This is a genomic window from Catellatospora sp. NPDC049111 (genome assembly GCF_040648615.1).
In the GTDB taxonomy this organism is placed as follows: Bacteria; Actinomycetota; Actinomycetes; order Mycobacteriales; family Micromonosporaceae; genus Catellatospora; species Catellatospora aurea.
In genome coordinates this window covers 89315-108566 of record NZ_JBEZEB010000010.1, presented here as the reverse complement: position 1 = coordinate 108566, position 19252 = coordinate 89315, and the positions used below count along the sequence as shown (strand labels likewise).

Below are 19252 nucleotides of genomic sequence, written 5' to 3'. Positions count from 1 at the left end.
GGGCGAGGCCCGGCACCACATGGTGGGGCCGGGCCTCGGCTCACGAGGAGGGCGGCAGGTCAGGGCTTCTCGGCGCAGGTGCCTTCGGGCAGCTCGGGCCGACCCAGCGCGGCGACCGCCTGGCGCATCTCGGTGGGCGTGGCGAGCTGCTTGAACTGCCCGCCGATGATCACGTCGATGGTGTCGTTCTCGCGCTTGATGTCGAACACCGGCTCGACGTCGTTGAGGAAGTAGGCCTTCAGCAGCTGGGCCGCGCCGACCGTCTTCGGGCCGTAGCGCAGCTCGGCGACGATGTCCGGCTGGGCCTTCTTCTCGTTGCCCGTCTTCTCCACCTTGAACTTGCGGTTGGTGAAGTCCGCGGCGACGTTGCGGGCGAGATCCGGGGTGCTCGTGGCGTTGTAGACGTTGATCTTGACCTGACTCTCGGAGTCGGGCAGCGTGTCGTCGACGGGCACCCAGCCCGCGGGGCAGCTCTTGGCCACCGGAGCCTCGCTCTGCGTGTCACGATTGAGCGTGATCACGGCGAGGGTGATACCGATGATCGCCAGGGTGCTGATGATGGCGATCGCCCGAATTCGTGCTAGTTGCATCTCGGTGCCGCTCCCCGTGAGCCAGAGGTCCGCTGCCGCCACTTTGACGGCATGGGCCAGAGGTTATCGGTTGACCGGCCCGCCGGGGGCCGCGACCCGACAGACGGCCGGAATTGGCCGTACGTTCCCGGCGCGCCGACCGTGATCGGCGGGCGGCTGCCCCTACCTTGGTCTCGCCTGACCCGACGGCCCCATGACGCTGTCTGCTCAGTCACATCGGGAACAACTTCGTGTGCGGGAGCGTACAACTCCCACACGGGCGCGCTAAAGTACCGCGCTCGTTGAGAGTGACAACGAGCGCGCGCATGACGGACGAGTACACAAATTGGGAGTGTGACAATCGATGGCCACCGACTACGACGCCCCGCGCCGTGACGAGGCCGACCTCGGTGAGGACAGCCTCGAGGAGCTGAAGGCCCGGCGTGTCGACACACAGTCGGGCAGCGTGGACGTGGATGAGACCGACCTCGCCGAGAACTTCGAACTGCCCGGCGGCGACCTGGCCGACGAGGAGCTCACGGTGAAGGTCGTGCCGATGCAGGCCGACGAGTTCCGCTGCTCGCGGTGCTTCCTGGTGCATCACCGCAGCCAGCTGGCAGGCGAGCGCAACGGCGAGCCGATCTGCCGCGAGTGCGCCTGAGCGCGTGAGCCGTCCGGGCACTTCCGGGGCTTGACGCGATGGGGTGAGATGGCGCAGAACATCTGGGTACACGGATCGAGGCACGCCGCAACGGATGCGGCGTGCCGCACGCGGTCCGGGTCCGCAGCGGGCCCGACGACCGTCGTGGACCGGATGCCGTCTCAGCCGACAGGAGCCAGCCATGACCACGAGCCCCGACCAGGTGCCCGGCGACGCTGAGTCATCGACCGGCGTGTCGGGCCCTGCCGCACCCGGCGCCGCCGCGGGTAAACCCGACGAGCTGGCCCTGGCCGTGGCGGGACTCGCCGACGAGGACCTGGACAAGGCGGGGCGGCGCAAGCTGCTCGGGCGGATGCTGGTGGGCCTGCGCGAGCGTGGCGTCAAAGAAGTGTTCATGCCGCGCAAGGCGATCAACTGGATCACCGAGGCGGTCTCCGACCTGGCCCCGCACGTGCCGGTGCGCAGCCTGGAGACGCTGCGGCGGCACTACCCGGGGCTGGACGACGAGGCGCTGGCCGAGCGCCTGATCCGCAACGCGGCCCGCGCGGCGGCGGGCGTCGGCGCGGTCGGCGGCGGCATGGCCTCCATCGAGTGGGCGGTGCCGCCCACCCTGCTGTCCACGCCGGTCCTGCTGGCGACCGAGACGGTCGGTGTGGTCGGCATCGAGCTCAAGCTCATCGGGGAGCTGCACGAGGTGTACGGCCAGCCGGTGGTGGGCACGCCGACCCAGCGGGCGGTCAGCCTGATGCAGGGCTGGGCCAGCCACCGGGGCATCAGCCCGATGCTGCCCGGCGCGGCCGCGGCCACGGTGCTCGGCACGGCCACCCGCAAGCAGCTGCGCGACATGATCCTCAAGCGGTTCGGGCGCAACCTGACCACGCTCGGGCCGCTGCTCACCGGCGCGGCCATCGCCAGCTACCTCAACCGCAAGGCCACCCGCCGGCTCGGCGACGACATCCGCAACGATCTGCGCCGGCAGCGGCGCGGTCCGGCGCTGCCGCCCGGGTCAGCCGACGCGGCGTAGCGCGCGGGCCAGGTCCTCGGGCCGGCGGCTGCTGATCACCCAGTACGGCGTGACGTCGTCGGGGTCGTCGAGCACCACCTGCACGGCGCCGGGGACCCACGGCCGCTGGATCACGAACGCCATCGGGTCGGCGCTCGGCCCGAGCAGCTCGCGCTTGGTGGCGGCGTCCAGCGGGATCGCCTGCGCCACGTGGCGCAGCGGCAGCCGGGCGTCGTCCACCAGGAACTCGTCCTCCGTCACGCTGATCCGGATCCGGCCCAGCCGCCACAGGCCGACGGCGACCAGGGTCAGCACCACCGGGTACGCCACCCAGCCGCGCGGTCCGGCGGCACCCAATCCGACCTGAGCGGCCAACACCGCTCCGACCAGCAAAGACGGCAGCCACAGCCACCACGGCACGGACAGGCGCTCGGTGTGACTGAGCACAAGCCGTGCCGCGCCACCCCCTGTCGCCGTTGTGCCTGAGGATGCCGTGCCGCTGCCTGGATGTGTCACAGCATCGAGGGTAGGGCCCGCCGGGTCCACCGGGCGCGGCAGGATAGAGGCAAGGAGACGCAGCTCCCCGTCACGGGCGCGCGTCAGTCACTTTCCCCCGGAGGTTTGACCGTTGTATCCCCCTGCGACCCCACCCGTCGTGGTGCCGATCCGCCGGCTCGACCCGGACCTGCCGCCGCCGTCGTACGCCCACCCGGGTGACGCGGGCGCGGACCTGCACGCGGCCGAGGACGTCGTGCTCGCCCCAGGCGAGCACCGGCTGGTGCCCACGGGCGTGGCCATCGCCCTGCCGGACGGGTTCGTCGGATTGGTCCACCCCCGGTCCGGTCTGGCGGCGAAAATGGGGGTGACCGTGCTCAACGCTCCCGGCACCGTCGACGCGGGCTACCGGGGCGAGATCCTGGTTCAGCTGATCAACCACGACCGGACGAACACCGCCAAGATCTCTCGCGGCGACCGCATCGCGCAACTTGTCGTGCAGCGGGTGGAGCGGGCACACTTCCACGACGTCGCCGAACTGCCGGACTCCGTACGGGGCACCGGTGGGCACGGCTCGACGGGGAAATGAGGAGGAACAGTGATCTTCTCGCGACGACGTGCGGCCAGCGGTGGCCGGCACGCCAAGGCCGAGGAGCCGAAGTTCGTGGACGCCCGCGCCGCCCGGCGCGCCGCGCTGCTCGGCGAGGACTGGCAGCCCGACGAGGCTGACACCCCCGCCGCGAAGTCCGCCAACGGCACGAACGGCTCCCAGTTCCCCGCCGAGGCGTCGATCTTCGGCGACGACGGCCCGTACGACTTCTCGGACGCGCCCGACGCGCCCCGCCTGGACCTGGGCAGCCTGCTGCTGCCCGCGGTCGACGGGGTCGAGATCCGGGTGCAGGCCGGCGAGCAGGGCCTGATCCAGCAGATCGCGCTCGTGCACGGCCCCAACGCGCTCCAGCTCGGCGTCTTCGCGGCGCCGCGCACCGAGGGCATCTGGGACGAGGTGCGCGAGGAGATCCGCAAGTCCCTGTTCGCCGACGGAGTCGGCGCCGAGGAGGTGAACGGGCGCTGGGGCATCGAGCTGCGCGCCCGCATCCGCACCCCCGAGGGGTTCAACGACCTGCGCTTCATCGGGGTCGACGGCCCGCGCTGGATGGTCCGCGCCGTGTTCCAGGGCCCGGCGGCGGTCGACGTCACCGAGGCCGGTCCGCTCACGCTGGTGCTGACCGGCCTGGCGGTCCGCCGCGACGACACCGCCCGCCCGGTCCGGGAGGCGCTGCCGCTGCGCCTGCCGCCGAACATGGCCGAGGAGGCCGCCGCCCGGCAGGCCGCGCAGAACCAGCCCGAACCGCCCGTCGAGCAGCCCCGCCAGACGCAGTACGGCGACGGAGCCTACGGCGGCGACCCGTACGACGGCTCCGGCAGCCGGCTGGTGCCGGGCCGGGTGCCGCCGACGCCCGCGCCGACGCCGTTCGGCTCGATCGCACCGGCGGGCGGCAGCGGCGGCGCGGCCCCCGCTCCGGGCGACGCGCCGCGGCGCAAGCCCTCCCCGCGCCCGCGCCGCGACTGACCCAGGCCGGCCCCGGCCGCACCGCTGCGACGGCGGCGCGCCCGGGGCTGTCCCATGTTCGGGCCGGGGTGTCCCCAGCCGGGTCGCCCCGCAGTAGGCTGGCTGTTACGCGCCGCTCGGGGACCTCGCCCCGGCGGGGAAGGATGAAGCAGGTCATGTCGACCGACGACGCCCGATCACGGCACAAGGGGCTGCGTGGCATGCTCCACCGGCTCACCGCCACCGACTCCGAACTCGAGTCGGAGGAGCTGCGCCGGGACACCGAACTCGCGGGCTGCGTCTGCGCGGACACCGTGCACCGCGGCGATCTCGTCAACGTCAGCGGCCGGCTGCGCACGGTCGTCTACACGCCGCGCACCAACCTGCCCACCCTGGAAGCCGACCTCTATGACGGCACGGACCTGATCACCCTGGTGTTCCTGGGCCGCCGGCACATCAACGGCATCGAGCCGGGGCGCGGGCTGCACGTGCGCGGTCGCGTCGCCGTACGCGACGGTCGCAAGGTCATCTACAACCCTTACTACGAGCTGGAAGCGGCCGCGTGAGCGAGCGATCCGCACGCAGCGAGGAGCAGTCATGAGCGATCCTGTCACCGACCGTAATCGTGCCGTGGCCGAGGAGGATCCCGAGCAGCTCCCGCCGTTCGCCGAGCAGGTGGCGCAGCAGCTGGGCGGCTGGCGCGGGATGACCGAGGCGGCCATCCCGGTCATCGTGTTCGTGCTGACCAACATCGTGCTGGGCTTCTGGTTCCCGGCCGAGGACTCGCGCACCGCGCTGCAGTTCGCCATCGGCGCGTCGGCGGCGGTGGCGATCGGCGTGGCGGTGGTGCGGCTGATCCAGAAGCGGCCCGTGCGCTTCGCGCTGAACGGACTGTTCGGCATCGGGCTGGGGGCCTGGATGGCTTGGGACTCCGGCAAGGAGGTCGACTTCTACCTGCCGGGCATCTGGATCACCATGGGCCAGATCGTGATCCTGCTGGGCTCGATCGCGCTGCGCCACCCGATGGTGGGCTGGTTCTGGTCGGTGATCGCCAACGGCGGGCGCAACGACTGGCGCGAGGACAACCGGCTGGTACGCGTCTTCTCCCAGCTGACCGCGCTGTGGGCGGTGGTGTTCGCGATCAAGGTCGCCGTCCAGGGCGGGCTGTGGATGACCGAGCAGGGCACCGCCCTCGGCATCGCCCGCATCGTGATGGGCACGCCGCTGTTCGCCCTGCTCGTGGTGATCAGCTTCGGCGTCGTCCGCCGCGTCCGCCGGGACGCGCCCCAGCCAGCCTGATCATCCTCCGCACTTCCCGAACGGCACCCACCGGCGCCCAGTGCCGCCCGATCGTTATAGACGTTGGCCTATCTCATCGACTCCGATCGCGAGTTTTTCGATGAGATAGGCCAACGTCTGTGAAAAGCGGGGCGGGCCGTGCCGGCCGATAGTGGGTCAGCGGCGGCGGGAGCGGGTCTTCTCGACGCTGTCGGCGCCGAGCATGACCGAGCGGACCTGCTCTTCGACCTCGACCGTGCAGACGAAGACCAGCTCGTCGCCGGCCTCGACCGGGTCGTCGGGGGTCGGGGTGAGTACGCGGCGGCCGCGCACGATGGCGACCAGGGCGCTGTCCGGCGGCAGCGGGATGGAGCGGATCGGCAGGCCCACGTGCGGGGCGTCCTCGGGCAGGGTGATCTCCACGAGGTTGGCCTCGCCGTGCCGGAAGGTCATCAGCCGGACCAGGTCGCCGACCGTCACCGCCTCCTCGACCAGGGCCGCCATGACGCGTGGTTTGGAGACGGAGACGTCCACGCCCCACTGCTCGGTGAACAGCCACTCGTTCTCGGCCCGGTTGACCCGGGCGACCACGCGCGGCACCGCGAACTCGGTCTTGGCCAGCAGCGACACCACCAGGTTGACCTTGTCGTCGCCGGTGGCGGCGACGACCACGTCGCAGGCGGCGAGGTTGATCTCCTGGAGGCTGGACAGCTCGCAGGCGTCGGCGAGCACCCAGTCCGCGGCGGGCACCCGCTCGGGGCGCAGCATGCGCGGCTGGCGCTCCAGCAGCATGACCTGGTGGCCGTTCTCGATGAGCTCCTGGGCGATGGAGCGCCCGACGTTGCCCGCCCCGGCGATGGCGACCCGCATGGTGACTCCTCCTAGGCCGCGGCCGGCGGCGCGGCGGCGATCTTGGTGACGGTTTCCGCGATGTCGTCCGTGACCAGCATGAACACCTGGTCGCCGTCCTGCAGCACGGTCGACGCGGTGGTCAGCGTGCCGAGCCCGAAACGCATCAGGAAGGCGGTGCGGGTGCCGGTCGCCTCCTCCAGCGCGTGCAGCGGGTGGCCGATCCAGGCCGGGTTCACCGGGGTCTCGATGATGGCGACGGTGCTGGTGGGGTCGCGGTACAGCTCGGTGGCGCCCTCGGGCACCAAGTGCCGCACGATGCGGTCGGCGGTCCAGCGCACGGTCGCCACGGTGGGGATGCCCAGCCGCTCGTACACCTCGGCGCGGCGCTGGTCGTAGATGCGGGCCACGACGCGCTGCACGCCGAACGTCTCGCGCGCCAGCCGCGCGGAGATGATGTTGGAGTTGTCGCCGCTGGACACCGCCGCGAAGGCGTCGGCCCGTTCGATGCCGGCCTGGACGAGGACCTCGCGGTCGAAGCCGACGCCGGTGACCGTGGTGCCCGCGAAATCGGGGGATAGCCGGCGGAACGCGTCGGCGTCCTGATCGATGATCGAGACGGAGTGCCCGCGCGCCTCCAGGCTGTGCGCCAGCGTCGAGCCGACCCGGCCGCACCCCATGATCACAACGTGCACGTCACGCCCTCCCGACCGGTGTCCTGGCCCGTGACAGAAAGCGGTGCGGTGCGCCCAGGACTGCCACCTTCGCCCAGCCTGCCATGCGCGCGTACGGCGCGCGACATCAGAGTGCCACGTGCCTTCGCGCCCGGGCGTCGTAGGCTCCCACATGTGGCGAGCCCTACCTCCCTGCTGAAGCGTCTACTGCTCGGCAGGCCGTTCCGTTCCGACCGACTGCAGCACACCCTGCTGCCCAAGCGCCTCGCTCTGCCGATCTTCGCTTCGGACGCGCTGTCCAGCGTGGCCTACGCGCCGGGTGAGATCCTGCTGACCCTGTCGATCGCGGGCGCGGCCGCCTACGCGTACTCCCCGTGGGTGGCGCTGGCGGTCGTGGTGGTGATGCTGACCGTCGTCGCGAGCTACCGGCAGAACGTGCACGCCTACCCGTCCGGCGGTGGGGACTACGAGGTCGCCACGGTCAACCTGGGGTCCAAGTCGGGCCTGGCGGTGGCCAGCGCGCTGCTGGTGGACTACGTGCTCACGGTGGCGGTGTCGATCTCGTCGGGCGTGGAGAACCTGGGGTCCGCGATCCCGCTGATCCGCCAGCACGAGGTGATCACCGCGGTGCTGCTGATCGCGCTGCTGGCCGCGCTGAACCTGCGCGGCCTGCGCGAGTCGGGCTTCATGTTCGCGATCCCGACCTACCTGTTCATGCTCGCCATGCTCGGCCTGATCGGCTGGGGCGTCGTCCGGATCTTCGTGCTGGGCGAGGACCTGAAGGCCCCGAGCGCGGACCTGACCATCCTGCCCGAGCACGGCCTGCAGGTCGGTACGAGCTTCGCCTTCGCCTTCCTGCTGGTGCGGGCGTTCTCCTCGGGCTGTGCGGCGCTGACCGGTGTCGAGGCCATCTCCAACGGTGTGCCCGCGTTCAAGCCGCCCAAGAGCAAGAACGCCGCCACCACGCTGCTGATGCTGGGCCTGCTGTCGATCATCATGCTGGTCTCGATCGTGGCGCTGAGCCTCAAGACCGGCCTGCAGTACGTGGAGAGCCCGGCCGAGCAGATCGTGGGGGCCGGCCCGAGCTACGAGCAGCCGACCGTCACCGCGCAGCTCGCCGAGACCATCTTCGACCACTTCCCGCCGGGCTTCTACCTGGTGATCGCGATGACCGCGCTCATCCTGGTGCTGGCCGCCAATACCGCGTTCAACGGTTTCCCGGTGCTGGGCTCGATCCTGGCGCAGGACCGCTACCTGCCGCGCCAGCTGCACACCCGCGGCGACCGGCTGGCCTTCTCCAACGGCATCCTGCTGCTGGCCTTCTTCGCGGCGGTGCTGGTCATCGCGTTCCAGGCGGAGACCACCCGGCTGATCCAGCTGTACATCGTCGGGGTGTTCGTGTCGTTCACGCTGTCGCAGATCGGCATGCTGCGGCACTGGAACCGGCTGCTGCGCACCGAGCGCGACGTGTCGGCCCGCCGCCGGATGCAGCGGGCGCGGGCGATCAACGGCTTCGGAGCGGTGCTGACCGGCTTCGTGCTGATCCTGGTGCTGGCGACGAAGTTCACCCACGGGGCGTGGATCTCGATCGCGGCGATGGCGGTGATCTACGCGATCATGGTGGGTATCCGCAAGCACTACGACACGGTGGCCCGCGAGCTGGTGCCGTCGGAGGAGCGGCCGGTGCTGCCGGCCCGCAACCACGCCATCGTGCTGGTCAGCAAGCTGCACCTGCCGACCATGCGGGCGCTGGCGTACGCGAAGGCGACCCGGCCGGACACGCTGACCGCGCTGACCGTCAACGTGGACGTCGCGGACACCCGGGCCATCCAGGCCGAGTGGGAGCGCCGGGGCATCAACACCCCGCTGACCGTGGTCGACTCGCCCTACCGGGAGATCAGCCGGCCCATCATCGACTACGTGAAGTCGCTGCGCCGGGCCTCGCCGCGCGACGTGGTGACCGTCTACATCCCCGAGTACGTGGTGGGCCGGTGGTGGGAGCACCTCCTGCACAACCAGTCCGCGCTGCGCATCAAGGGCCGGCTGTTGTACGAGCCGGGCGTGATGGTCACCAGCGTGCCCTGGCAGCTGGCCTCCACCAACAGCACCGACCTGGACCGACTGGACCGCGACCTGGTGCGCACCCCGGCTCGCGGCCCGCGCGCCGGTGAGGACGTCTGATGGCCGCCGTGACCGAGCTCTACGAGGGCGACAAGGTCGAGGTGACCGTCGGGCCGATCGCGCACGGCGGCCACTGCGTGGCCCGGCACGAGGGTCAGGTGATCTTCGTGCGGCACGCGCTGCCCGGTGAGCGGGTGGTCGTGGAGATCACCGAGCTGCACAAGGCCTACCTGCGCGGCGACTGCGTCGAGGTGCTGCAGGCGTCCCCGGACCGGATCACCCCGCGCTGCCCGTACGCCCACGCGAACGGCTGCGGAGGCTGCGACCTGCAGCATGTCGCGTCCCCGGCGCAGCGGGAGTGGAAGGCGGCCGTGGTGCGCGAGCAGCTCGTCCGCCTGGGCAAGCTGGCCGAGGCCGCGGTGGACGCGCTGGGTGTGACGGTCGCGGAGCTGCCCGGCGGGGACGAGGGCTGGCGCACCAGGGTCCGCTACCGGGCGGACGCGCTGGGTCGGCCGGGCCTGCTCAAGCACCGCTCCAACGAGGTGGTGGCGATCGGCCGCTGCCGGATCGCGCACCCGGAGATCCAGGCGCTCGACGTGCTGGAGCGGCGCTGGCCGGACACCGACCTGATCGACGTGGTCAAGCCGTCGAGCGCCCCGGCGCAGCTGGTCCAGGACCCGCCGCAGCGGATCGTCGAGCGGGCCGCCGGGCACGACTTCACGATCTCCGCGGGCGGCTTCTGGCAGGTGCACCCGGCTGCCGCGGACACGCTGGTCGACGCGGTGCTGGAGCTGCTGGACCCGCGCCCCGGCGAGCACGCCTGGGACCTGTACGGCGGCGCCGGCCTGTTCGCCGCCGCCCTGGCCGACCGGGTCGGGGTGACCGGCGCGGTGACCCTGGTCGAGTCGGCACGCGACGGCGTCGCGGCGTCCCGGGGCAACCTGGCCGCCCTGCCGGTGCGGGTCGTCGAGGCGACCGTGGAGCGGGCCCTGCACCGCGACCGGCGGCCCAAGGAGCGGCTGCCGCACCCCGACGTGGTGGTGCTGGACCCGCCGCGCACCGGAGCCGGCGCGGCCGTCGTCAAGGCGATCACCGCAGCCCGGCCCCGAGCGGTGGCGTACGTCGCCTGCGACCCGGCGGCCCTGGGCCGTGACGTGCGCACGTTCCGCGAGCAAGGCTGGAAGCTGACGGCCCTGCGGGCCTACGACTGCTTCCCGCAGACGCACCACGTGGAATGTGTCGCGCTGCTGAACCCGGGGGAGTGACATGGTGTCGCCCAGGCGGCGGCCAGGAGTGAGTGAAGGTCTCGTGAAGGGGTGGCGAGCGGGTGAGCGGCCGTGCGTGCGGCCGATAGACTTCCCCGGCATGGGTAAGCGGAACGTGAGGCACCCCCACCGGAGTGCTGTGCGGTACGGCAGCGAGGAGAAGTCATGAACGAGGGTGTGACCCTGCTGAGCTCGGTCAAAGGGCCGCAGGACCTCAAGACGCTGTCCCCGGAGCAGCTGACCGGCCTGGCGGCCGAGATCCGCGACTTCCTGATCGCCAAGGTCGCGCGGACCGGCGGGCACATCGGGCCGAACCTCGGTGTGGTGGAACTCACCCTGGCCATGCACCGGGTCTTCGACTCCCCGGCCGACCGCTTCATCTTCGACACCGGCCACCAGGCGTACGTGCACAAGATGGTCACCGGCCGGATGGACGGCTTCGACCAGCTGCGCCAGCGCGGCGGCCTCACCGGCTACCCGAACCAGGCCGAGAGCGAGCACGACCTGGTCGAGAACTGCCACGCCTCGACCGCGCTCTCCTACGCCGACGGCATGGCCAAGGGCTACGCCCTGCGCGGCGAGAAGCGCCACGTGGTCGCGGTCGTCGGCGACGGCGCGCTGACCGGCGGCATGTGCTGGGAGGCGCTGAACAACATCGCCGCCACGGACAACCCGCTGGTGATCATCGTCAACGACAACGGCCGCTCGTACGCCCCGACCATCGGCGGCCTGGCCGACCACCTCGCCACGCTGCGCCTGAACCCGGGCTACGAGAAGGTCCTGGACCTGGTCAAGGACGCGCTGGAGAAGACCCCGCTGGTCGGCAAGCCGCTGTTCGACGCCCTGCACGCGGTCAAGAAGGGCATCAAGGACGCGGTCGCCCCGCAGGCGATGTTCGAGGACCTGGGCCTGAAGTACATCGGGCCGGTGGACGGGCACGACCAGGCCGCGCTGGAGTCGGCGCTGGGCCGCGCCCGCCGTTTCGGCGGTCCGGTGATCGTGCACGCGGTCACCGCGAAGGGCTACGGCTACCAGCCGGCCCTCAACGACGAGGCCGACCGCTTCCACGCGCCGAGCGCGTTCGACCCGGAGACCGGCAAGCTGCTGGCCGCGCCCAGCCTCAAGTGGACCAAGGTGTTCGCGGAGGAGCTGGTCGAGATCGCGGGCGAGCGGCCCGACGTCGTCGGCATCACCGCCGCGATGCCCGAGTCAACCGGCATCGACCGGCTCGCCGCGGCGTACCCGGACCGGGCGTACGACGTGGGCATCGCCGAGCAGCACGCGACCACCTCGGCCGCGGGCCTGGCGCTGGCCGGCCTGCACCCCGTGGTCGCCATCTACGCGACCTTCCTCAACCGGGCCTTCGACCAGGTCCTGCTCGACGTGGCGCTGCACAAGCTGCCGGTCACGTTCGTGCTGGACCGGGCGGGCATCACCGGCCCCGACGGCCCGAGCCACTACGGCATCTGGGACATGTCGGTGTTCGGCGTCGTGCCGGGCCTGCGCATCGCCGCGCCGCGCGACGCCGAGACGCTGCGCGAGGAGCTGCGTGAGGCGATCGGCATCTCCGACGGCCCGACCATCGTGCGCTTCCCGACCGGTTCGGTGCCCGCGGCGCTGCCCGCGTTGCGCCGCGTCGGCGGCTCCGACGGCCTGGGCGGCCTCGACGTGCTGGCCGAGGCCGAGCGCAAGGACGTGCTGCTGGTGTCGGTCGGCGCGTTCGCGCACCTGTCGGTGCAGGTCGCCGCGAAGCTCGCGGAGCGCGGCTACGGCGTGACCGTGGTCGACCCGCGCTGGGTGCGCCCGGCCCCGGTGGACCTGGTGCCGCTGGCCCGCGAGCACAAGCTGGTGGTGACGCTGGAGGACGGCGTGCGGGCCGGCGGTGTCGGCGACGCGGTCTCCAAGCTGCTGCGCGACAACGAGGTGGACGTGCCGCTGCGCGACCTGGGCGTGCCGTCGACGTGGATCGAGCACGGCACCCGCGCCGAGATCCTCGCCGAGATCGGGCTCACCGTCCCGGAGATCACCGAGAAGGTGACCAAGTGGGCCGCCGCGGTGACGCCCGCCGCCCCGGCCCCGCTCGCGACCTCGGTGCGCGGCTGACCCGTACCGCGTGGTCCTTACCGCGTGACCGAAGCCGCCGACGACAACCCGTCGGCGGCTTCGGCGCGTCTGAGCACGCGGAGCCGGTGGACGGACACGTGAGGCGGTGCGGGCGTGGTGCGTGAGCCGGACGGCGGCACGGTCATCGACCTCGGGGTGCTGCCGGCCGACGAGTCCGACGAGCCCGCCGGGCCGGTGGTCGCGACCGGGCGGGTGCGCCTGCTGGCGGCGGTGCTGGCGGTGGCGGCGGTGCTGACCGGGGTGACCGCGGCTGATCCGTTCCCCCGGCAACGGGTGTCCACGCTGGCTTTCCTTCCCTCGTCGACGGGTAGCACGTGGGTGGTCGACGACGCGCTCGTCATGGTGTTCGAGAACCAGCGCGCGGTGGCCTACGACCCGCGCGACTGGCACGAGCTGTGGTCGGTCCAGGAGTCCGCGCTCGTCCACGCGGTCGCGTACGAGGACCTGGTGGTGCTGTTCCGCGGCGACGCGATGAACGAGCCGGCCGAGGAGAAGCCCGAATGGGCGCTGGCCGTGGACCGGGCGACCGGGCAGCGGCGCTGGAGCAGCGAGCGGCAGGTCGAGGTGCGCGGCGACGTCATGGTCGCCTATGAGCCCGCCGCCGTGGTGCCGGACATCGAGGTGCGCGACACGCGCACCGGCGGGGTGCGCTGGCGCGTGCCTGCCGCGCTGAGCTGGACGGTCGACTCACGCCGGTCGGCGCTGTGGCGGATCGCCCCGGACCGGGAACTGGTGGAGCACGACCTGCGCACGGGAGCGGTGCGCCGGGCGGCCCGGGTGCGGCTTCCCGAGCCGAGCCGGTACCTGAACCTGATGCTCGGCCGCGACGCGGTGGGCCTCACCGGGATCGGCGACGGCGGCTGGGTACGCGGCACGACGCTCTGGTACTCCGCGACCGACCTCACCGCGGTGAGCGCGGCCGGCCAGTGGGCCTGGGAGCAGGACTGCGGGCGCGGCCTGCGCTGCGCGCACACCTTCGACGGCGAGCAGGTGTTCCTGGTCGATCCGGCCACCGGCGGTGTCCTGCGGACCCTGCCCGCCGGGCAGACGGCCGGCAGCCCGCTGGGCCCGCTGGTGCTCGGCCAGGACGGCCAGGACGGCCAGACCGAGTTCAGCGTGCCGACGGTCAGCGGGGTGCTCGATCCGCAGACCGGGCAGCTGCGAACCGGGCTGAAGGGCTGGCGGGTGCTCGGGGTCGACGACGATCTCGTACGCATGCTCGGCTACTACGATCTGCCGAACCGGCGCACGTACCTGGCGGAGCTGACCGAGCGGGAGGCGGTGCGCCTCGGGGCGGTGCCGTACCTGCTGCGGGAGTGCACGCTGACCGGGCGGACGCTGGTCTGCGCCACGATGGCGGGGGAGATCGTGGTGCTGCGGGTCGACGAGGATCAGCGGTGACCACGACCGGGTTCGGGCCGACCGGCACCGCCGTGATCGATCTCGGTGAGGGCTGGGCCGCCGATCCGGCCGAGCGACCGTCGCCGCGTCGCCGTTGGACCGTGCCCGCCGCTGCGCTCTGCCTCGCGCTGCTCGCCCTCACCGTGACTGCGGACCGGCCACGGCCGCCGGCCCGGCTGACCGAGCTGGCCCGGTGGGCCGAGCCGCAGGCGTTCCTGCTCGCCCCGGCCGGCACCGACACGCTGCTGGTGCAGACCCACGACGCGATCACGGCGTACGACGCGGCCGACGGCCGGCCGCGCTGGAGCCTGCCGCGCGTGGTGGACTCCATCCACGACGCCGGTGGCCTGCTCGTGCTGGGAATGTCCACACCGGAGGGCGAGTCGTCGACGGAGCCGCAGTACGCCTCGAACGAGGCGGTGGCCGTGGACCGGATCACCGGACAGGTGCGCTGGCGCGCGCAGGCCTACCTGCAGCCGGTCGGCGGCCTGCTGCTCGCGTACTCCGGCGACCCGCAACGCCCGGCGGTCGAGGTGCGCGATCCGGCGACGTACGCGTTGCGCTGGCGCGTGCCGGCCCGGTCGTTCGCCGTGGACGCCTGGGGTTCGGGGCTGTGGGAGCTGGCCGGGGACGGGCAGCTGGTGGAGCACGATCTCGCTACGGGCGAGGTGCGCCGCAGGGCGAGGGTCGGGCTGCCCGACGGCACGCGGCGGGCCGTCCTGACCAGCCGCGACGCGGTCGGTGTTTTCGGGTACCGGGTCGACGCCGACGGGTTCGAACAGGTCGCCGGGGTGCGGTGGTACGCCCGGGACGGGCTGGCCGCCGTCGGCGCGGAGCACCGGTGGATCGGCGAGTACGACTGCGGAGCCGGAACCTCGTGCGCCTATCCGGCCGGCCAGGCGACGCCCTTCCTGATCGACAGCGCCACCGGCACGCCGATCCGGTCCCTGCCGGGCACGGCGCACCTCGGAAGTGATGCGGGCCTGCTGGTGTTCGCGGACAGCAGCGTCGGGAGCGACGTCAGCGGCCGGCTGGAACCGGTGAGCGGCCGGCTGCGCACCGACGTGGCGGGCTGGCGCGTCCTGTCCGCGACGGGCCAGGTGGCCCGGCTCTTCGGACACAGGGATCATGATCCGTTCGGCACCCACGTCGCCGAGCTGACCGCCGACGGACTGCGCCCGCTCGGCCGGGAGCCGCACGGGCTGGTGCAGTGCGCCACCGTGCCACGGGCGGCGGTCTGCACCACGACGTCCGGCGAGGTCGTCATCTGGCGTATCGGGGAGGAGCTGCCATGAACACCGTGTCGCAGGGACCGGAAGCGGTCATCGACCTGGGCGGCGGCTGGCGCGAACCACTGCCCGAACCCGGTGCGACGGGCCGCCGCCTGCGGGCCGCCGCGCTGGCGCTGGCCGCGGTGCTGCCGCTCGCGCTCGGCGGCGCGGCCCCGCCAACGGTGGGCCTGGTCGAGGTGGCTCGGGTGTCGGTGGCCGACGCGCGGGCCACCGACCTGGTGTTCGCCGGGGGAGCGGTGCTGCTGCGCGGGCAGGGCCGACTCACCGCGTACGAGCTGGCCGACGGTGCGCCTCGCTGGAGCGTGGAGCTGCCGGACCGGCCCGAGATGAGCAACATCGTGGTCTCGCCCGCGGTGCCCGACGTCGCCGTTATCGCGCAGTCGGACGGGAGCGGAGCGGAGTTCAGCGTCGCGCTCGACCTCGCCACCGGGACCGAACTGTGGCGGATCCAGCAGCTGATGGTGCCGGCGGGCGACACCGTGTACACCATGGGATCGGTGTACGCGACGAACGGCGCGCCCGCGATCCAGGTCCACGACCTGCGGACCGGAGCCCGGCTCTGGACCATGCCGGACGCGGTGAACGCCGCGTTCGACGACAAGGGCGGAACAGCCTGGACGGTGAGCCCGGACGGGCTGGTGACGGCGTACGCCGGGCGCGACGGCCGGGTGCTGCGCAGCGGCAGGGTGCGGTTGCCCGCGACGGTCGATTCCGCGTTCGCCGGCGGTGGTGAGCTCGCCGTCGGCTACACCACCGACGCCGGCCATCGGGTGGCCTGGTTCGACGGGACGACGCTGGCGGAGCTGCCCCGCCCCGCGCCGGACGGGTGGGGTGTCGACTGCGGTGCGCTGCTGCGATGCGTACGGACGTCCGACTCGGACCGGGGCCTGGAGGTGATCGACCGGGCGACCGGCACGGTGGTGCGCCGGTTGACCACCGAGTCGTATCTGTCCAGAGGCTCCCACCTGTTCATCTTCGACCGCGAGGGCGACATGGACGGCGGGCTGGGCCTGCGCCCGCGCACGCTGATCGACCTCGGCACCGGCCTGACGACCGACGTCGCCGGCTGGGAGGTGCTGTGGCAGCAGGTGCCGGTCACGGTGCTGGTGCGGCTGGTGGAGAAGGGCAAGGTGCTGCAGGTGGCCCGGCTCGGCCCGGACGGGCCCGAGATCCTGGCGCAGCTGCCCGGTGATGTGCAACGGTGTGCGTTCGAGCAGCGGACCCTGCTCTGCACACGCTATGGCGGCCAGGCGATCCTCTGGCGGCTGCGCGACTGATCGGGCCTGGGGGAGGCAGGGTGACCGTGCTCATCGACCTCGGCGATCCGCGCGGGCTCGCCGATGAGCCGGACGACGGGCCGCGGCTGTCCCGGTCGGGTCGGCGGGCCCTGGCGCTGCTGACCGTGGCGCTCGCCGGGCTGCTGGCCTGCGGTGGGTCCGCGCCGCCGCCCGCCGTGCCGCTGCGCTGGGTCACCCAGCTCGAGCCTCCGCTCGCCGCGCCGGTGGTGTTCGCGGGCGACCTGGTGCTGGCGATGCACCGCGGGGAGGCCGCCCGGAGCCTGGTCGCCGTCGGCGGCGACGGCACGCAGCGCTGGCGGCTGCCGCTGGACGGCGACTCCACCGAGGTGCACGAAGCCCGGCAGGTCGGCACAACCCTGCTGGTGACAGTGCTCGACAGCGCCGCGGCGGCCGAGCCGTGGACCACGTACGGGCTGGACCCGGCGACCGGGGCGCGGCTGTGGCAGGAGCGGGCGTACCTGCTGGGCGTGGGACCCGGCGGCGCGACCGCGGTGCTGGTCGGCATGACCGCCGCGCTCGACTGGTACGGCGGCTGGGACGTGGCGACCGGGCGGCGGCTGTGGCGGCGCACCCTCGACACATCATTCTGGCTCGCCCCGCACCTGGTCGACGGGCAGCTCGCCGGGGCGGTGCTGGTCGACACCCGTGACGGCGACCGGGTGCGCATGGTCGGCCTCGACGGAGGGCTGAGTGCCGCTCACCCGCTGCCACCGCGGGCGAGCGGTTTGCAGGTGGTCGGCGGCCTGGCGGTGGTGGCGTACGAGCGCGACGGGCGGCGGCGGGTCGCCGCGCTGCGGCTGCCCACGCTGGAGACGGCGTGGGACGTCGCGCCGACGTTCGACAGCCGCCACGTCTACCTGACCGCCTGCTCGCCCCTGGTCTGCGCCAGCGCGGCGGACGAGGTGTGGCTGCTCGACCCCGCCGACGGCGCGGTGCGCTGGCAGGGGCAGGTCGGCGGGTTCACCCCGCTCGGGCCGGGCCGGGTGCTCACCGGCACCGACGAGCGCCCGCTGTCCGGTGTGCTGCGCGACGTCACCACCGGGGCGGAGCTGCTGCGGCTGGACGGCTGGACACCGGCCGGGACCGACGGCAGCAGGCTGGTGCTGACCCGGACCGACGGCGACCGGACCTGGTTCGGGGTGGTCGACATGGCCCGGCCGGACCGGGTCCGGCTGGTCGGCACCGGCGGGATCACCCTGGACCGGTGCTGGCTGGGCGGCGCGACGCTGGTCTGCCAGTCCCTGATCGGCCTGGACGTCTACCGCCTCACGGACTGACGCGGGCCGCGCGCCGTCACCAGTTGGCCTGGCCCGGCGGGGTCGGCAGTGGCACGGACGCGGGATGGATGACGTACACCACGCCGCGGCTGCTGTTGAGCCAGGCGGACTCCCACTCGGCCCGGCCGACGGGCTTGCGCACCTGCGCGTTGCTGGCCGAGTTCGGGTCGTTGAGCACCGGGTCGCCGTCGGCGGTGAAGCCGACCAGCGCCATCAGGTGACCGTTGGTGCCGTAGTCCAACCCGGGGACCTCGCCCTTCTTGTACGACGCCGAGGCGATCAGCGGGATGCCCGCGGCGATGAACCGCTCGGCCTCGTTGAGCGAGCGCAGCCGGGTCACGAAGCCGCGCAGCCCGAACCGGCCCGCGTACGCGATGTTGAACGGCCAGTTGCCGCACCCGTCGAAGTCGTGGTCGAAGGTGTGCCGGGCGGCGAAGTCGACCCACGGGTCGGCGTAGGAGGGGTCCACCCAGGCGTAGTCCGCGGGGGTGGGGCCGACGCCCCAGTAGGCCAGCACCATCGACGTGGAGGTGGGGCTGCACCACGCCTCGCCGCCGCCGTTCCACTGCGGGTACTCGCCCTGGTGGATCTGCTGGGAGTACTGCGGCACGTCGAGCACGACGCCCTGCGCCGCGAGCGGCACGCTCGGGGTGAGCTTGCCGGGGGCGGGCAGCGCCGAGGCGACCGCGCCGAGGGTGCGCAGCACCGGCACGTCCGTGCTGCCGACCGGGCGCAGCAGGGTCGCCCGCAGCCGCCAGGAGGCCAGGGCGCGCCCGTCGGCCGCGACGTAGGTGTCGGCGTACACGGTGCCGTCCGCGTCGCCCTGGCCGCGCACGGAGGTGCGCCGGAAGGACACGTCGTCGGCGGCCCAGCGGCCGAGGTCGAACCACTTCGTGGTGGTGCCCGCGACGGTGGTGCCGCTCAGCTCGATCCGGACGAAGCAGGCGCCGGGGGTGTCCGCGGTCCAGGACGGGATCACCTCGGTGGCGGCGAAGCCGACCGCGGTCTCCGGCCCGGTCCAGGCGGCGGTCTCGTAGTCGGTGGTCAGCCCGGTGACGGGGTCGGTGTGCGAGAAGGTCCCGGTCGGGGCGGCGAAGGTGAGACCTCCGGTGCCGGCGAAGACGCCGCTGCCCGTACCCTCGGCCCAGCGCTGCGGGGAGTCCCAGCGGCGGAAGGCGACGTCCCGTCCGGCGGGCGGCTTCTTGCCTGCCGCGGCCGCTGCCTCAGCCGGCACGGCGGCGGCCGCGACGACCGCGCCCGCGGCGGTACGCAGGACGTTGCGTCGGTTCATCGGTGCCTCCCGGGGCGTGCCGAGCGCTGGCGATTCTCTGCAATGAGAGTTCTATAGACGAAGATTTTTTGCAATGGCCCCGGGGTTCTATCTTCGTGGACG

General features: G+C 72.8%; 17 protein-coding genes and 1 pseudogene. 13 read left to right on the top strand and 5 right to left on the bottom strand.

What is annotated here, in order from left to right; genetic code table 11:
* Nucleotides 1-59: 59 nt before the first annotated feature.
* Nucleotides 60-590 (bottom strand): LytR C-terminal domain-containing protein, encoded by a 531-nt coding sequence (locus AB0B66_RS17070; protein WP_360529910.1) that lies wholly within the window; start codon nucleotides 588-590, stop codon nucleotides 60-62.
* A 343-nt stretch (nucleotides 591-933) separates the two neighbouring features.
* Here AB0B66_RS17070 and AB0B66_RS17065 point away from each other — a divergent pair, with 343 nt between their 5' ends.
* Entirely contained in the window at nucleotides 934-1230 is a 297-nt protein-coding gene (locus AB0B66_RS17065; RefSeq protein WP_155372233.1) for a DUF4193 domain-containing protein, read from the top strand.
* A gap of 181 nt (nucleotides 1231-1411) precedes the next feature.
* Nucleotides 1412-2254: a hypothetical protein gene (locus AB0B66_RS17060; RefSeq protein WP_360529907.1), complete on the top strand. Its 843-nt coding sequence runs from the start codon at nucleotides 1412-1414 to the stop codon at nucleotides 2252-2254.
* On the opposite strand, the gene AB0B66_RS17055 is transcribed toward AB0B66_RS17060, so the two are convergent.
* Nucleotides 2237-2680 carry a DUF3093 domain-containing protein gene (locus tag AB0B66_RS17055; RefSeq protein ID WP_360529905.1) on the bottom strand — a complete coding sequence of 148 codons (444 nt, stop codon included), beginning with the start codon at nucleotides 2678-2680 and terminating at the stop codon, nucleotides 2237-2239. The genes AB0B66_RS17060 and AB0B66_RS17055 overlap by 18 nt on opposite strands.
* A 181-nt stretch (nucleotides 2681-2861) precedes the next feature.
* Between AB0B66_RS17055 and dut the strand changes: the two genes are divergently transcribed.
* From dut to AB0B66_RS17035, 4 genes and pseudogenes are all read left to right on the top strand, one after another.
* The gene (gene dut / locus AB0B66_RS17050; protein WP_360529902.1) at nucleotides 2862-3317 is read left to right on the top strand and encodes a dUTP diphosphatase; all 456 of its coding nucleotides are present in this window, start codon (nucleotides 2862-2864) and stop codon (nucleotides 3315-3317) included.
* 9 nt (nucleotides 3318-3326) lie between these two features.
* Nucleotides 3327-4043 (top strand): annotated as a pseudogene (locus AB0B66_RS17045) (DUF3710 domain-containing protein); the annotation flags it as partial.
* Between the two features lie 413 nt (nucleotides 4044-4456).
* A complete protein-coding gene (locus AB0B66_RS17040) occupies nucleotides 4457-4846 on the top strand; it encodes an OB-fold nucleic acid binding domain-containing protein (RefSeq protein WP_360529899.1) in 390 nt (129 codons plus the stop codon).
* Between the two features lie 31 nt (nucleotides 4847-4877).
* Nucleotides 4878-5579 carry a DUF3159 domain-containing protein gene (locus tag AB0B66_RS17035; RefSeq protein WP_360529896.1) on the top strand — a complete coding sequence of 234 codons (702 nt, stop codon included), beginning with the start codon at nucleotides 4878-4880 and terminating at the stop codon, nucleotides 5577-5579.
* A gap of 156 nt (nucleotides 5580-5735) precedes the next feature.
* On the opposite strand, the gene AB0B66_RS17030 is transcribed toward AB0B66_RS17035, so the two are convergent.
* Complete coding sequence (locus AB0B66_RS17030; RefSeq protein ID WP_120318650.1) at nucleotides 5736-6428, bottom strand: TrkA family potassium uptake protein; 693 nt, start codon at nucleotides 6426-6428, stop codon at nucleotides 5736-5738.
* Nucleotides 6429-6439: 11 nt separating this feature from the next.
* Nucleotides 6440-7102, bottom strand: coding sequence for a TrkA family potassium uptake protein (locus AB0B66_RS17025; RefSeq protein ID WP_360529893.1), 663 nt, complete (start codon nucleotides 7100-7102; stop codon nucleotides 6440-6442).
* A gap of 153 nt (nucleotides 7103-7255) precedes the next feature.
* On the opposite strand from AB0B66_RS17025, the gene AB0B66_RS17020 reads away from it, so the two are divergent.
* The 7 genes from AB0B66_RS17020 to AB0B66_RS16990 all read left to right on the top strand — a co-directional run bounded on the left by AB0B66_RS17020 (nucleotide 7256) and on the right by AB0B66_RS16990 (nucleotide 17859).
* On the top strand, nucleotides 7256-9262 hold the full coding sequence (locus AB0B66_RS17020) for an APC family permease (protein ID WP_360529890.1): 2007 nt from the start codon (nucleotides 7256-7258) through the stop codon (nucleotides 9260-9262).
* Nucleotides 9262-10467 carry a TRAM domain-containing protein gene (locus AB0B66_RS17015; RefSeq protein ID WP_360529887.1) on the top strand — a complete coding sequence of 402 codons (1206 nt, stop codon included), beginning with the start codon at nucleotides 9262-9264 and terminating at the stop codon, nucleotides 10465-10467. The genes AB0B66_RS17020 and AB0B66_RS17015 overlap by 1 nt, the downstream gene beginning before the upstream one ends.
* Nucleotides 10468-10632: 165 nt before the next feature.
* Nucleotides 10633-12570, top strand: coding sequence for a 1-deoxy-D-xylulose-5-phosphate synthase (dxs, locus tag AB0B66_RS17010; protein ID WP_360529884.1), 1938 nt, complete (start codon nucleotides 10633-10635; stop codon nucleotides 12568-12570).
* A gap of 114 nt (nucleotides 12571-12684) precedes the next feature.
* Nucleotides 12685-13992, top strand: a complete 1308-nt coding sequence (locus AB0B66_RS17005) for a hypothetical protein (RefSeq protein ID WP_360529881.1) — start codon at nucleotides 12685-12687, stop codon at nucleotides 13990-13992.
* A complete protein-coding gene (locus AB0B66_RS17000) occupies nucleotides 13989-15287 on the top strand; it encodes a hypothetical protein (RefSeq protein WP_360529878.1) in 1299 nt (432 codons plus the stop codon). The genes AB0B66_RS17005 and AB0B66_RS17000 overlap by 4 nt, the downstream gene beginning before the upstream one ends.
* Nucleotides 15284-16561, top strand: a complete 1278-nt coding sequence (locus AB0B66_RS16995; protein WP_360529875.1) for a PQQ-binding-like beta-propeller repeat protein — start codon at nucleotides 15284-15286, stop codon at nucleotides 16559-16561. The genes AB0B66_RS17000 and AB0B66_RS16995 overlap by 4 nt, the downstream gene beginning before the upstream one ends.
* Before the next feature lie 20 nt (nucleotides 16562-16581).
* Nucleotides 16582-17859, top strand: a complete 1278-nt coding sequence (locus tag AB0B66_RS16990) for a hypothetical protein (protein WP_360529872.1) — start codon at nucleotides 16582-16584, stop codon at nucleotides 17857-17859.
* 16 nt (nucleotides 17860-17875) lie between these two features.
* Here the strand turns inward: AB0B66_RS16990 and AB0B66_RS16985 are convergent, their stop codons facing one another.
* Nucleotides 17876-19150, bottom strand: coding sequence for a C39 family peptidase (locus AB0B66_RS16985; protein ID WP_360529869.1), 1275 nt, complete (start codon nucleotides 19148-19150; stop codon nucleotides 17876-17878).
* Nucleotides 19151-19252: the final 102 nt, after the last annotated feature.

Excerpts from the sequence above, each read along its gene's own strand:
- AB0B66_RS17070 (WP_360529910.1), bottom strand. The coding sequence starts at position 590 with ATGCAACTAGCACGAATTCGGGCGATCGCCATCATCAGCACCCTGGCG.
- AB0B66_RS17030 (WP_120318650.1), bottom strand. The coding sequence starts at position 6,428 with ATGCGGGTCGCCATCGCCGGGGCGGGCAACGTCGGGCGCTCCATCGCC.
- AB0B66_RS17035 (WP_360529896.1), top strand. The coding sequence starts at position 4,878 with ATGAGCGATCCTGTCACCGACCGTAATCGTGCCGTGGCCGAGGAGGAT.
- AB0B66_RS17065 (WP_155372233.1), top strand. The coding sequence starts at position 934 with ATGGCCACCGACTACGACGCCCCGCGCCGTGACGAGGCCGACCTCGGT.
- AB0B66_RS17040 (WP_360529899.1), top strand. The coding sequence starts at position 4,457 with ATGTCGACCGACGACGCCCGATCACGGCACAAGGGGCTGCGTGGCATG.
- AB0B66_RS17060 (WP_360529907.1), top strand. The coding sequence starts at position 1,412 with ATGACCACGAGCCCCGACCAGGTGCCCGGCGACGCTGAGTCATCGACC.
- AB0B66_RS17015 (WP_360529887.1), top strand. The coding sequence starts at position 9,262 with ATGGCCGCCGTGACCGAGCTCTACGAGGGCGACAAGGTCGAGGTGACC.
- dxs (WP_360529884.1), top strand. The coding sequence starts at position 10,633 with ATGAACGAGGGTGTGACCCTGCTGAGCTCGGTCAAAGGGCCGCAGGAC.
- AB0B66_RS16985 (WP_360529869.1), bottom strand. The coding sequence starts at position 19,150 with ATGAACCGACGCAACGTCCTGCGTACCGCCGCGGGCGCGGTCGTCGCG.
- AB0B66_RS16995 (WP_360529875.1), top strand. The coding sequence starts at position 15,284 with ATGAACACCGTGTCGCAGGGACCGGAAGCGGTCATCGACCTGGGCGGC.